Source organism: Flagellimonas sp. 2504JD4-2 (assembly GCF_053642935.1).
Genome location: NZ_JBSIOV010000001.1, coordinates 869847 through 881984, shown reverse-complemented (window position 1 = coordinate 881984; position 12138 = coordinate 869847). Strand labels below are relative to the sequence as shown.

At 40.3% G+C, this 12138-nt stretch carries 10 protein-coding genes; 4 read left to right on the top strand and 6 right to left on the bottom strand.

Translation table 11 applies throughout. The features are described 5' to 3' along the window. The first annotated feature begins 3 nt into the window (after positions 1–3). The 3 genes from ACULLH_RS04095 to ACULLH_RS04085 all read left to right on the top strand — a co-directional run bounded on the left by ACULLH_RS04095 (position 4) and on the right by ACULLH_RS04085 (position 6113). Positions 4–1692, top strand: coding sequence for a SusD/RagB family nutrient-binding outer membrane lipoprotein (locus ACULLH_RS04095; protein WP_454087454.1), 1689 nt, complete (start codon positions 4–6; stop codon positions 1690–1692). Between the two features lie 153 nt (positions 1693–1845). Continuing rightward, positions 1846–5172 carry a VCBS repeat-containing protein gene (locus tag ACULLH_RS04090; protein ID WP_454087453.1) on the top strand — a complete coding sequence of 1109 codons (3327 nt, stop codon included), beginning with the start codon at positions 1846–1848 and terminating at the stop codon, positions 5170–5172. Positions 5173–5174: 2 nt separating this feature from the next. Beyond that, entirely contained in the window at positions 5175–6113 is a 939-nt protein-coding gene (locus tag ACULLH_RS04085) for an ROK family protein (protein WP_454087452.1), read from the top strand. A 31-nt stretch (positions 6114–6144) separates the two neighbouring features. On the opposite strand, the gene ACULLH_RS04080 is transcribed toward ACULLH_RS04085, so the two are convergent. From ACULLH_RS04080 to ACULLH_RS04060, 5 genes are all read right to left on the bottom strand, one after another. Next, entirely contained in the window at positions 6145–6987 is an 843-nt protein-coding gene (locus ACULLH_RS04080; RefSeq protein WP_454087451.1) for a pseudouridine synthase, read from the bottom strand. A 75-nt stretch (positions 6988–7062) separates the two neighbouring features. Then, positions 7063–8013 (bottom strand): carbon-nitrogen hydrolase family protein, encoded by a 951-nt coding sequence (locus ACULLH_RS04075; RefSeq protein ID WP_454087450.1) that lies wholly within the window; start codon positions 8011–8013, stop codon positions 7063–7065. Further along, positions 8013–8918, bottom strand: a complete 906-nt coding sequence (locus tag ACULLH_RS04070) for a geranylgeranylglycerol-phosphate geranylgeranyltransferase (protein WP_454087449.1) — start codon at positions 8916–8918, stop codon at positions 8013–8015. The genes ACULLH_RS04075 and ACULLH_RS04070 overlap by 1 nt, the downstream gene beginning before the upstream one ends. Positions 8919–8927: 9 nt before the next feature. Continuing rightward, positions 8928–9866 carry a mevalonate kinase family protein gene (locus tag ACULLH_RS04065; protein ID WP_454087448.1) on the bottom strand — a complete coding sequence of 313 codons (939 nt, stop codon included), beginning with the start codon at positions 9864–9866 and terminating at the stop codon, positions 8928–8930. Positions 9867–9938: 72 nt separating this feature from the next. Beyond that, positions 9939–11021, bottom strand: coding sequence for a diphosphomevalonate/mevalonate 3,5-bisphosphate decarboxylase family protein (locus ACULLH_RS04060; RefSeq protein ID WP_454087447.1), 1083 nt, complete (start codon positions 11019–11021; stop codon positions 9939–9941). A 94-nt stretch (positions 11022–11115) separates the two neighbouring features. Between ACULLH_RS04060 and ACULLH_RS04055 the strand changes: the two genes are divergently transcribed. Beyond that, entirely contained in the window at positions 11116–11592 is a 477-nt protein-coding gene (locus tag ACULLH_RS04055) for a TspO/MBR family protein (RefSeq protein WP_454087446.1), read from the top strand. Between the two features lie 3 nt (positions 11593–11595). Here ACULLH_RS04055 and ACULLH_RS04050 read toward each other — a convergent pair whose 3' ends face one another. Next, a complete protein-coding gene (locus ACULLH_RS04050) occupies positions 11596–12135 on the bottom strand; it encodes a DUF1697 domain-containing protein (protein ID WP_454087445.1) in 540 nt (179 codons plus the stop codon). Positions 12136–12138 lie beyond the last annotated feature (3 nt).

The window sequence follows — 12138 nt, the reverse complement described above, 5'->3', positions numbered from 1 at the left end:
TGTATGATGAAAAAAATTGAATTAATTGCATGCATGCTGTTATGTCTGATCGTAGCAACATCTTGTACCGAGAAGTTTGACGAAATGAACACGGATCAGAGCGGTTTTCTTGCTGACGAAGTAAGTGCCAAGTTCTTCCTTACGGATTTGCAGTTCCGATTGTATTCTCCTGATCGTTTTCCCTATTGGAGGGCACATTTAATTCACGCCGATCGTTATGCCGGACATTTCACATTTGGACATAACTCCTCTTGGTGGTCAGATGAGCTTTCCTATACTTATAATGCGGGTTATACTGATGCCACTTTTGGCTGGCTTAACAGTTACCTGGGAAGGATACTCAATTTTCAGGAATTTGTAGAGGAAGGTGCTGATTTGGAAAACGAGTTCATGTACGCCATGTCACTAATAATCAAAGGACTATATTATCAAATGTATACGGACACTTTCGGAATGGTTCCTTATACAGAAGCTGGTGTAGAGGGTATTTTAACCCCAGTATTTGATGATCAAGCAACCATTTATCAAGGAATTATTACAGATCTTAATCAAGCCATGGCCACTATCGGAGACACCGAAAGAACCGGAATTGGTGTTGATGATGCCGGAGAAAATGATATTTATTGTGGTGGAGATCTACAAAAATGGAAGCGTCTGGCAAATACTCTAAAACTTAGGATTGCTTTACGTGCACTTGGAGCTCCTGGAGAGAGCTTTGCTAATGCTGCTATAAATGAAGCTTTAGCAAATCCACTTCTCGATGATGCCACAGGAAGTGTTGTAATGACAAAGGATTTTGTAATCAGTCAATGGGCGGCTGCCGCATATGGCGATATTTGGCACAATTTTGGCGGCGGATCTGATTGGACCGTGGGTGCTACTCTTATCAACATGTTGCAAGACAATAACGACCCAAGATTGTCAGTCTATGCCAAACCAGCTGTTGGAGGAACATTTCTTTTTTCTGATAATCCAGAAAGTCCAGATCCCAACTATCAGGATAGATTGGATTTTATAGTTGCCGCTCTTGATCGTGCAGGTGCAAATTATACCATGTCCACGGCTGGGGGAGAAACAACAATTGAGCTTCCGGCTGGGCAGTACATAGGTCAACCCACAAGAATCAATGGTGATACGTATCCATATGTACGCTATGACTTGTTTAGCACACCAAGTGATCTAGTTATACAAGAAAAAGGTAGTCAAGTTGATGCCTATCCAGAAATTATCCTGACCAGTGCCGAATCTTATTTTCTACAAGCGGAAGCCGCTGTTAGAGGATTATCATCTGGAGGTGATGCCCAGGCCCTTTTTGAAGCTGGCATTAGACAAGCCATGAGTTTGTGGAATATTCCTGGTGGCGATATTGATACTTATATTGCAAACGAGGCAGCCGCCGATATCTCAGGAGGTACAACTGACGAGAGATTGGAAAAAATAGCCCACCAAAGATGGTTGGTTAGCTATACAGATGGTTTCGAAGCTTGGGCTGTTGTTAGGGATACTGGTTATCCTTCAGAGTTAGCAGCCGGGGTATCTGACCAAGTTATTTTCGGTCTAGGAAATCTAAACGGTGCATATCCCCAGAGGTTGAGATATGGCGGAGGTGCCCAAGACAATCCAAATTATGACGCTGCGATTTCTGCTCAAGGTCCAGATGTTCAAGCTACAACCCTTTGGTTTGCACAATAAAAAGCTTGCTGTAAAGTAATCCATTAAGTAGATTAATTTATAGTTTGAGTTAGTTTTATTCATAGTTAATTATAGTAAAGGAAGAGCAATCTTCCTTTACTTTTTTCTACCAGATTCAAAAGGAACTGGTCTTATGCTTAATAAAATTGAAAAATGAAAATTAGATTTAGATTGTTGTATCTCATTGCTGTACTATTGGCTACTTCCTGTGATAGAAAAAGCCAAAAGGGGCATTTAACCCTTTTTGAGGAATTGGATAGCGACAGGACCAACGTACATTTTGTAAATAAGATTGTTGAGAATAAAATCACCAACTCCTTTCATTATGAATATGTGTACATTGGAGGAGGCGTTGCTGTAGGGGATCTCAATAGCGATGGATTGGATGACATTTACTTTATTTCCAATCTTCATGCTAATAGACTATATCTAAATGAAGGAAATTTTAACTTTAAAGACATCACCAAAGTCACAAATACACAAGGTAAGAAAGGATGGTCCACCGGTACTAATATGGTGGATATTAACAATGATGGGCTTTTAGATATTTACATTTGCAAATCAGGACCTTATACCTCAAAATCATTGTTAGCCAATGAATTGTATTTGAACAAGGGCAATGGAACGGATGGCATACCCATATTTGAAGAAGTGGCTGCCCAGTTTGGGTTGGCGGATAGCAGCAATTCCATTCAATCTGCTTTTTTGGATTACGATAGAGATGGGGATTTGGATATGTATTTAATGAATCATAACCCCCAAAACATAAGTTCCTTTGATACCGAAAAGTGGTCTCCACTAGGGGATAAATTCTATAGGAATGATAACGGAAAATTTGTGGATATCACCAAAGAAGTGGGCATTTATTCCAACGCTATTTCCTATGGATTGGGCATTGGTGTAAGTGATCTTAACAATGATGATTGGCCGGATATTTATGTTTCCAATGATTATGATGAGCCAGACTATTTGTACATCAACCAAAAAGATGGCACTTTTAAGGAAGTAGCGAAAAAAGCCACCAACCATTTTTCCAATTTTTCTATGGGAAATGATATTGCTGATTTCGATAATGATGGCTTTATGGACATTATGACCTTAGATATGGTAGCTGAGGATAACTATGGGATGAAGACCAGCATGGCCAGCATGAACCCCGAAAAATTTGAAAGAAATGTAAAGGCAGGCAAACACTACCAATACATGTACAATGCCTTGCAAAAGCACAGTACCTACATAGACTCCTCAGGTATTCCCCACTTTTCAGATGTGGCGCAGATTGCTGGAATCTCCAATACGGATTGGAGTTGGGCTCCCCTCTTGGCTGATTTTGACAATGATGGGTTAAAAGATCTTTTTATTACCAACGGTATAAAAAGGGATTTTAGGAACAAGGATTTTTATGAAGGAATGGAGAAATATTTGAAGGAAAATCCAGGTGCTCTTTCAGACGAAAAAAAAATCATGCATCTTGTAAATACCACTCCCCATCGTCCCTACAAAAACTACTTTTTTAAGAACGAAGGAGGGCTTAGTTTCAGTAATGCATCTTCAATATGGCAAGCCAATCCCAAAAGCACGTATTCCAATGGCGCCGCTTATGCAGATTTGGATAACGACGGAGATTTGGATATTGTAGTAAACAATGTGGATGCCAAAGCAACGGTATTCAGGAATAATTTAGATTTACGGGAACCCTCCAATTACTTGAAGCTACAGTTCAAAGGTCCATCCCAAAATTCCATGGGAATTGGAACTAGGGTAAGAATCTATTCCAACGGTCAGGAACAGGTCTATGAAAATTATAGCGTTCGAGGTTATCAATCTTCTGTTCCACCTAAGATTCATGTCGGATTGGGAAATGAAAAGTCTGTTGACTCACTTATCATCATTTGGCCAGGAAAAAAGGTCCAACGTATTTACAATCCAAGTATCAATAGCTCAATAACCATAACATATAATCCTGAGCAAAATCAAATGGGCGAAGAACAATTAATTGAAAACAAAATGTTCCAATCCGCTGTTTTGGGCATCGATGTTTCACATATTGAAAATGAATACGACGATTACGAATCACAGGTGCTGCTGCCCCATAAAATGTCAACCTTTGGCCCTGCTTTGGCCGTTGGAGATGTTAATGGGGATAAAAGGGATGATTTGTTTTTGGGTCAAAGTACCGGAACTCCCTCTACCCTATATATTCAAAAATCCGATGGCACATTTCAACTGCAACAAACATTTGATAAAGAAGCCATTTACGAAGATGTGGATGCCCAATTTTTTGATTTTGACAATGATGGTGATAATGATCTTTTAGTTGCTTCAGGGGGCAATGAATTTGAACCTAATTCATCCAATTATGTTGATCGTTTATATGAAAACCGTAATGGAAGATTCGTACTAAGAAAAGATCTGTTCCCGCAGATTGCTGTAAGCAGTTCAAAAATTCGCATCTCGGATTATGACAATGATGGCTTTAATGACATTTTTATAGGTGGTAGATTCGTTCCGCATGACTACCCCTCCCCTGCTAGTAGTTATCTTTTCAAAAATGAAAACGGAAAATTTATCAACGTAACCGAAAGTGTGGCATCAGAGCTTACCGACATTGGACTTGTTACGGATGCCACCTGGACCGATTATGATCAAGACGGTGATCTAGATCTTACCGTTGTGGGTGAATGGATGCAGCCTACCTTTCTTACCAACAACAATGGAAAGTTCAGCAAGGAGAATTTAAGCTCGCTCGAAGGACTCGACGGATGGTACTTTTCTATAAAATCCCTTGATTTGGACAATGATGGTGACGAAGATTTCATATTAGGTAATCTTGGGCAGAATTATAAATACAAAGCAGATGAAAAAAATCCTTTTGAGGTTTATTATCACGATTTTGACGACAATGGCAAAAAGGATCTGGTGCTCGGGTATTATAATTTTGGGGAACTTTTTCCGGTAAGGGGCCGGGAGTGTTCTTCACAACAAATGCCTTCCATAAAAAAAATAACCCCCTCATATGATCTTTTCGGTAAATCTACGATTGCAGATATATATGGTCCGGAAAAGCTCTCAAAAGCGCTTCATTTAGTCTCCTATAATTTTAAAAGTGGAGCTTTGATCAACAATGGCAATGGAAATTTTGATTTTGTCGAATTCCCGGAAATGGCCCAAATTTCTTCCATAAATACGGTTTTGGATCAAGACCTTGATAATGATGGCCTGAAGGATTTGATCATTGCCGGAAACCTATTTGCTTCTGAAATCGAAACCCCTCGAAACGATGCGGGTTACGGAATGGTTCTTAAAAGTAGTGGTGACGGACATTTTCAAGCAATTAATGCAGATATAACCGGATTGTTTCTGTCACAGGACGTCAAAAGTTTAAATTTCATCAACATTTCGGATGAACTTCATGTAATGGCAGGAAACAACGGCGCTGCGCTGCAATTAGTAAAATTATCTTCAACTCCAACACCCTGATTTTGACAAACCAAACTAATGTGATTGGAGTCGATATCGGAGGCACCCATATTTCTTCGGCCGTTGTCGCATTGAACCAAAAGAAATTGTTGCAAGAAACCTATGCCACAAGCCATGTGGCCAACATGGAGTCTAAAACTACAATTCTTGAAACCTGGGCCAATTGTTTGAACCAAACCTTAAGAGCAGCAAATGGATTTCAGTTGATGGGCATCGCCTTTGCCATGCCCGGACCATTTGACTACGCCAATGGAATAGCAAAATATCCAGAAGGTTTTAAATATGGTGCACTATATGGTTCTGGGATTGAAAAAAGTTTAAACCCGCTATTGGACCACGAGACGGTATTACCTATTCGTTTTTTGAACGATGCCACTTCTTTTGCGGTGGGAGAAGCCTGGCTTGCCGAGAGCGAGGGTTATAAAAAGCAACTTTGCGTTACCTTGGGAACAGGTTTGGGCGCTGGTTTTATTGATAATGGAATTCCGGTCACTTCAGGAGATAAAGTTCCTCCCAATGGAATACTTTGGAACATTCCTCACAAAGATGGCATGGCGGACGATTATTTTTCCACCCGTGGTTGTGTCAATGCCTATACCGAAATTTCAAGAGAAACCGTTAAGGGCGTCAAGGAACTTGCCGATGCTTTTGACACTAACCCCAAAGCTAAACAAGTATTGAAGGATTTTGGCCGTGATCTGGGTGATTTTCTTTCCCCGTGGCTTAAAAATTTTGATGCTGATGCCCTAGTTCTTGGTGGTAACATTTCCAAAGCTTATTCCTGCTTCGGGAATACACTGCAGCAGGTGCTCAATGCAAATGGACTATCCATAGCCATTAGAATATCGGAACACATGGAAAAAGGTGCCATAATAGGTTGTACACGTCTATTTGATGATTTCTTTTGGGAGTCGGTTAAAAACAATCTGCCAAGTATTTAATACCATAAAACCTTTGGATAATCCTTAGGAGTTACTTTATCATTTTCAGGTTTACCACCTCTTGCTCGGTCAAATAACGCCAATGGCCTCTTGGAAGGTCCTTTTTGGTCAATCCGGCAAAGATGACACGATCCAATTTGATCACATTGTATCCTAAATGTTCAAAAATGCGTCTTACAATACGGTTACGACCACTGTGGATTTCAATACCAATCTCCTTTTTAGGCGCTCCTTGAATATAGCTTACATCGTCCACTTCAACGGAACCATCTTCCAAAGTGAGCCCCTCTTCGATTTTTCGTAAATCGGCCAAAGCAACATTTTTATCCAAATGCACATGATAGATCTTTCGAATCCCATGCTTTGGGTGGGTCAACTTTTTGGTAAGATCTCCATCATTTGTGAACACCAACAGTCCAGTTGTATTGCGGTCCAGCCTGCCTACCGGCAATAAACGGGCTTTTGAGGCGCTGGAAATCAATTCCATCACTGTTCGTCTGCCTTTTTCATCACTTGTAGTGGTGATAAAGTTCTTGGGCTTGTTCAGCAGAATGTATTCCTTTTTCTCTGGATTGAGTTTTCTGCCATCAAAGCGAACATCATCGGTCAGCTTTACTTTGTAACCCATTTCAGTTATTACTTTTCCATTCACAGATACATTACCTGCTGCGATATAAGTATCCGCTTCCCTTCGTGAACAGATTCCTGCATTGGCCACATAACGGTTCAGACGAATCTCGTCGGGGTTTGATTTTTTTACCGGTTTTTGAGGTTTCTTTCTAAATCCCTCTTGTTTGGAAAATGTTTTCTTGGGATTTCTCTTTCGCGGATTTCCAGAAGGCTTACTGCCCCTGTTATAGTCTGATTTCGCCATCAGTCATAAATTTTTTGCAAAAGTAGTGTTTTTAATCTCTTAAACACCCTACAAGGAACCGAATTACATCATACTTCATTCTTCAAATTCAACCGTAGATTGTCGCTCCCGATTCACACTCAATTTGGTCACATCAGGCCGGGAATAATGCCCTACGGGGTCGAAATTCTGGCGTTCTTCATAAACGCGATTAAAGTCCAAGGTTTCATAAATCAATCCTTCTTTGTCGACCACGGGTTGAATGATCCACTCGCCATCCGGTCCGGCAATACAGGAACCTCCATTGGCCAACACCTTTGGTGCTTTTTCCAAAATCTTGTTCAAATGCGGCGTATTCTTAGGAAAGTCCGAGCTGCGCATCAAAGAGGAAACTGAAATCACATAACTTCGTGATTCCCTGGCAATAAACCGGGTAATATCTTTGGTATTGTGCAATCCACCTGGCCATACGGCAACGTGCAGATTTTCTCCTTGACCATACAATGCCGTTCTGGGTAATGGCATCCAATTTTCCCAACAATTGAGTCCCCCTACGGTGAATTGTTTTAACGGGTGTACCTGAAGTCCATTGCCGTCTCCGGGAGCCCAGGTCAAGCGTTCATCATAGGTTGGTTGCAACTTTCGATGTACCGATTTTATCTCGCCATTCGAATTTATATAGACCAAGGAACAATATAAACTATGTCCCCCCCGATCTTTGGCGCGCTCCATCATTCCCAAATACAGCGCTATTTGATGGGCTTTGGCCAACTTACAAATGGAATCCAATTCCCCAGCTTCAATCTGTATGGAGTTTCGGGCATAGTGGGCATGCAGTTCCTTATTTACTTTCAAATTCCAAGCGGCTCCTTCAGTATAGGCCAGCCAAAAGGGATATCCTGGCAAAAAGCCCTCTCCAAATACCAAAAGCTCGGCACCATTGGAGGCTGCCTCATTGATAGTAGCTTCAATTTTTTTAAGTGTCCCTTGCTTATCCAACCAAACGGGCGCAATCTGCGCCATAGCAACCTTTAAAAGATTTTCCATTAAAGAATCCTGTTTAAGACCAAATCCACATCAATCAATAGAATACTGAAAACACCGGCCACGATGATGAATTTGAGAATATTATGCAACCAAACATAGTGTTTTTTGCCCTTGGCTTTTCCCAATAAAACAATAAAAAGGCCCAAAAGTATAATGCAACTGTAAAAGTAGATGTACATGTACCCCACATCAAAATAGTTGATGAGCAAAAGGGCAGGTACCAGGGTCAATAAACTCAAAAATCCGATTAGGACCTTTGAAAAGCGGGGGCCATATAAAATGGGGATGGTCTTATAGTTCTGCGCCATATCCCCAGCCATATTTTCCAAGTCCTTGATCATTTCCCTGGCCAAAATCAATAGGGTCAAGAACATTCCATGCACAAAAATGACCTTCTCAAAATTTTGATAGTACACAAAAACCACAAAAAACGGTGCAATCGCCAATGATGCTGAGACCAAATTTCCAACAAATGGAATCCTCTTGAGTTTGTGGGAGTAGAGCCATATTCCGAAAATATAGGCCGAAAAGAAAAAGACCGCCCTAAAGGAGATATAACTTGCCGCAAAAACCGCCAATAGATTAAGGATAAAGTATGTGGTCAGCTTAAACCGCTGACTTACCAGCCTATCGAGCATACTTTTCCTGGGCTTGTTGATCAAGTCTTTCTCGGCGTCATAAAAATTGTTGATGATATATCCGCTGGCAATGACCAACGCGGATGCCGTAACGATCAAAAAGAGGTTGAGGTCAAATATTACCTCTCGTAGCGGTAAATCAGGTGAAAGAATATAAATTGACGCTAAATACTGCGCAATGGTTATCACCAAAATGTTATAACCACGGACAACGGAAAACAAACTCAACAGCTTAAACAGCAGGAGTCTATTTTTTCTACTAAGCATACAATGGATTTAGAAGTGGTATACCACTTCCAATTTGTGTCCTTCCAATGCCTTTTTGGCACGTTCAAAGTCTTGGGTAAAGCCCAAAATATAACCCCCGCCACCAGAACCACAGAGTTTCAGGTAATAATCGTTGGTCTCAATTCCCTGACGCCACAATTTGTGGAATTTAGAAGGAATCATGGGCTTAAAATGATCTAACGCAACGTGTGAAAGCTGTTTCAAGTTTCCAAACAGGGATTTAATATTTCCATTCAAGAAATCCTCGACACAAGCATCGGTGTGTTTCACGAATTGGTTCTTGATCATATTGCGGAAACCTTCCTGCTTCATTTTTTCCATGAAAATCTGGACCATTGGTGCAGTTTCCCCTGTCATTCCGCTATCCAACAAAAAGACAGCTCCCTTGCCCTCTTTATTTTGGGAAGGAATACTCGTCGATTCAATATTGTCTTTGGAGTTGATAAGAATAGGCAAGCTCAAATAACTGTTCAAAGGATCTAACCCAGAAGATTTGCCATGGAAAAAGGATTCCATTTTTCCAAAAATCTCCTTGAGCTTCAATAATTTCTCGCGGGTCAAATTTTCCAGGACGGTAATTTTGTCCGTGGCATATTTATCATAAATGGCCGCCACAAGGGCACCGCTACTTCCTATACCATAACCTTGGGGAATTGAACTATCAAAGTACATTCCCTTGGCAACGTCCTTTTCCAGTGTATCCAAATCGAAGGAAACCAAACCTTGTTCTTCTTTTTGGAGTTTTCTCAAATAGGTTGTAAATCCCTTAAGGCTTTCGTTCGATTCTTTAGCTAAATCAGAAGGATTGTCATCGGTCTTAAGTGCCCCCTTAAAAAAGTTGTAGGGAATTGAAAGACCTTTGGAATCTTTTATAATTCCGTACTCTCCAAAGAGTAAAATTTTAGAATAAAATAAAGGTCCTTTCATATGCTTTACTAAGATACAATTATTTTGTTTAATGAATTTTGAAAACTAATAAACAAAAATAACAATCTGTTTTTAATCCAATTTTCGAGCTCCATCACCAATACGATCGCAAATATAGTGTCCATTCTCACAATGCGCAACCAATTCATTCTGAATAAATTGAATTGCCTGCTCCTTTACCGACTCAGGATAAAGTACATGAACATTGGCTCCAGCATCCAACGTAAAACAAATCGGAACTCCTGTATCCTTTCTGAAGCCCCATATTTTATGGATAATTTCCAAGGTATCGGGCTTCATCAATATAAAATAAGGCATGCTCGTCATCATCATAGCATGTAGCGTAAGTGCCTCACTTTCTACTATTTCAATAAAATCTTCCACGTTTCCTTCGGAAAAAATACCATTCAATTTATCGAGGTTTTCATGCGCTTGCCCGAATCTATTTTCGGCAAACGGGTGATTGTGCATCAAATTATGACCCACTGTACTGCTCACTTGCTTCTCCCCTTTGTGCACCAACAAAATAGTATCATGGAAGTTTTTAAAAACCGCATTCACCTCATACGGATATTTAATTCCAAACAAATCGGAGCTTTCGGCTATCCCCTGATAGCTTCCCCATTGGATCAAATCCCCTTCAATACTTCTACAGGCACTTCCTGAACCCAAACGGGCCAAAAACGAGGCCTTTTTATTAAAAAAAGCTTGATCCATTCCAGGGTCAAGTCTTTTTTCAATATCCATCAAACATAATGACAGTGCTGCCATTCCGCTTGCAGAGGACGCTATGCCGCTACTATGCGGAAAGGAGTTGGAAGTTTCTATTTTAAAGTGATACGATACTAAGAAAGGTAGATATTCTGCGATGCGTTCGAAAAAGGTATGAATTTTTGGTTTGAAATCTTCCTTGGGTTTACCATCCAAAAGTAGATCAAAGGAAAATTGCGAAACATCCTTCTTTTTAGCATAGCTGACCGAGGTTGTGGTTGCACAGGCATCCAAGGTGAAACTTATGGAAGGATTGGCCGGTATTTGATTTGCCCTTTTACCCCAATACTTCACCAGGGCAATATTGCTTGGTGCTTTCCAGGTAACTTTTCCTTCTGCTGGTAAGTCGGCATATTGATTTGGCAGAAAGCCTTTTTCAGTCATGGATCAAAACCTTTGGGCAAATATAAATGAAGCCGCTCGCTTCGCGCCTAAAGGATACAAATAAATTCTTATTTTAGACAAAGTTGCACCAACCATGAAAAAAAAGAAAGTTGTTAATATTGGAATTGCTATTGCCATCTGCTTATTGATCGGCTTTCTTTCCAGCTTTGCCACCCAAAGTTCCGTCAATGATTGGTACACCACCTTAAACAAGCCTAGTTTTAATCCTCCAAATTCAGTTTTTGCACCAGTTTGGACAGTTTTGTACGTGCTGATGGGTGTTTCGGCAGGTATTGTGTGGTCCAAGGGCTTTCATCATGTTTGGGTAAAAACCGCACTGTATCATTTTGGTTTTCAATTGCTTCTCAATGCCTTATGGAGTATTGTATTTTTTGGATTAAAAAGTCCGTTTTGGGCTCTTCTTGTAATCCTGGCCCTGCTCACTTTGATTATTTTGACCATGAAATGGTTCAAGGTGGTAAGTAAGGTAGCAGCTTTTTTATTGATTCCCTATTTGCTCTGGGTATGCTTTGCCACAGTTCTGAATTACAACATTTGGATGTTGAATTGAAGCTTAGTTCCCTTTTGCTAAGTCAACCATTTTTAGCATGGTTCTCAGATTGCGTGCGGTAGCTTCCACTTTTAATTTTCGTTCAATCAAGTTATTACTGAGCTTAGCCTTGCCATATCCGGCTTTGCAGCGTAGATAAACGCAATTATCGGTAATTGTAAAATCTTCGTTTTCAAATTTAACCTGGCTAAATGCTCCTACCAAATCAGAGTTCGGTTTGGTTTTGAGCATCACGTAGTATAAACTTTTTGTATCGGGCTCGTCTGCGTATGGATTGGACTCTAAAATCTGCTCTAGTTCATCCAAGGTCAGCACCAAGATAGGAACATCAAACCCAAAAGCGTCCAAAATGGTTTTGTTAATTGTAATCTCCAATTTTCCAATGTCAGTCTCATCTGATTCGAATACAAGATTCCCACTTTGAATATACGTAACAACATTTTGTAGTCCACCGTCTTCAAGTACTTGTTTTAACTCGACCATTTTAATTTTCTTCTGTCCACTTACATTTATCCCTCTAAGAAACGCTATAAAAGATTTCATGAT